The following is a 1,489-nucleotide window of genomic DNA, read 5'->3' as shown; positions in this document are numbered from 1 at the left end:
ACTGTTCTGGGACGACCACCAGGTTTTGAATCAGGAATTAAGGGTTCGAGAATTGTCCATTGTGAATTAGAAATATCTGTAGGATCAGGTTTTCTTTGCTTCCTAACTTCTAGTTTATTTGTACTTAGAAGTTACATTTTAGACTTTTCGTACATCCTCTTAGAAGCATTTCGTACAGCTATGTCTTTTCGTTTTGTAGATTGGTTAAACAAAAATAGGGATGTATTCATAGCTTATAAAGCCAGTTTAGGCTTTGTTTGGGCATAATTTTTGTTTAAGTACCGTTAACAAGTATGAATTTGGTAGAGAAATTTAGCTTTTTACACTCTTTTATTACACTACCGAGAGTTAATGCCCACAAAATCCCTGAGAACCAGATAGAATAAAACTATTGTTCTTGCTGGCTTTAGCTCATGAAAATCTCTATCATTGGCATTGGTAAAGTAGGCTCGACCATCAGCTTTGTAATAGCCAAAGATGGCTTGGCTTCCGAACTCGTTCTCTACAACCGTACACGAGAAATTGCTCATGCTGAAGCCCTCGATATTCAACAAGCAGTCGCACTGACTCCCCATCGACTTCTAGTTCGAGATGGAGACATCGAAGATACTGCCAAATCTGACATTATTATTCTTGCCGTCAGTGCGCCCATGACCAAGGAAATGAAAAGTCGTGCTGAACTCCTGTTGAGTAACACTCAGATTATGCTGTCTTTGATTCCTCTTCTCGTTCGACATAGCCCTCAAGCCATCTTCATCAATGTCAGTAACCCTGTTGATGCCTTGACCTACCAGATTTGGCAAATTGCTCGTCAACACTCCAAACAGATTCATTGGCAACAAGTCATTGGAACTGGCACTTTAATCGATTCCGCACGGTTTCGCGATCTTCTCGCAAGCCAACTAGGTATTCATCCTGCCGATATCAATGCTTATATTTTAGGCGAACATGGAGACGGGCAGTTTGCTGCACTCAGTTCTGCTATGTGTGGCGGTGAATTTATTGATGCTAACCCTTTGCGCCAACAGATGGTGGAGGATGCCAAGCAGTCTGCTTGGACAATTTTCCAAACTAAAGGCTACACCAATTACACGGTATCTCTAGCTGTTGAACTGATTGTTCGCAGTATTGTTGAAGACTTACGATCTACCTTACCAGTATCTGTTTCCATTGATGGTTATTGCAATGTCTACAGCTGTTGCCTCAGTGTTCCTTGCGTTATTGGTCGTCAGGGTATTCATCGTCGCCTGGAAACTCAGCTTAATGAACGGGAAACTCTGGCATTCCAGAACTGCGCTCACGTGATTCAACAACAAATTCAGTTCTGTCAGTCACAAATAGCTCACCCTTACTGATTCTCTCGGTAGTGTAATAAAAGAGTGTAAAAAGCTAAATTTCTCTACCAAATTCATACTTGTTAATGTATAGTCCAATAACCAGATCGTGCATTGGAACTATCTTCGAGAAGCAAATAGTTTTGCGTTGTAAT

Annotated in this window: 3 protein-coding genes; 2 read left to right on the top strand and 1 reads right to left on the bottom strand. The window is 41.0% G+C overall.

Annotated elements, in window-relative coordinates:
• Together H1P_RS37990 and H1P_RS35470 are read left to right on the top strand one after the other, a co-directional pair.
• On the top strand, window positions 1-267 hold a 267-nt coding region (locus H1P_RS37990), incomplete at its 5' end, for a hypothetical protein (RefSeq protein ID WP_144876494.1).
• A 146-nt stretch (window positions 268-413) separates the two neighbouring features.
• Window positions 414-1,355 carry a malate dehydrogenase gene (locus H1P_RS35470; RefSeq protein ID WP_144876492.1) on the top strand — a complete coding sequence of 314 codons (942 nt, stop codon included), beginning with the start codon at window positions 414-416 and terminating at the stop codon, window positions 1,353-1,355.
• 34 nt (window positions 1,356-1,389) lie between these two features.
• On the opposite strand, the gene H1P_RS39740 is transcribed toward H1P_RS35470, so the two are convergent.
• Window positions 1,390-1,489: IS1 family transposase (locus tag H1P_RS39740; RefSeq protein ID WP_222427060.1), on the bottom strand; the 100-nt coding region annotated here is incomplete at its 5' end.

Origin of the sequence: Hyella patelloides LEGE 07179 (assembly GCF_900659865.1) — a bacterium.
GTDB lineage: Bacteria > Cyanobacteriota > Cyanobacteriia > Cyanobacteriales > Xenococcaceae > Hyella > Hyella patelloides.
This window is presented reverse-complemented; position numbering and strand designations above follow the sequence as displayed.